General features: G+C 52.2%; 1 pseudogene. It reads left to right on the forward strand.

The features are described 5' to 3' along the window. Nucleotides 1-57 precede the first annotated feature (57 nt). Nucleotides 58-251: pseudogene (locus tag A3722_RS15765) on the forward strand (hypothetical protein); the annotation flags it as partial.

Raw genomic sequence — 251 nt, forward strand, 5'->3', positions numbered from 1 at the left:
AATCTGGTGGCCTTTCGGGACCTGATTTTGAAAACCCGTGACAGCGGGAATAAACTGATGTTCGCAGGCAACGGGGCCAGCGCTTCGATCGCCTCCCATGCCCGGGTGGATTTCACCAAACAGGGCAAATGCCGCAGCTTGGACTTCAATGAACCAAACCTGATCACGGCTTTTGCCAATGATTATGGGTTTGAAAACTTCATGGCCAAGGCCACCGAATTCTTCGCCGATGAAGGCGATGTTCTGGTCTT

This window comes from Sulfitobacter sp. HI0027 (assembly GCF_001634775.1).
In the GTDB taxonomy this organism is placed as follows: Bacteria; Pseudomonadota; Alphaproteobacteria; order Rhodobacterales; family Rhodobacteraceae; genus Sulfitobacter.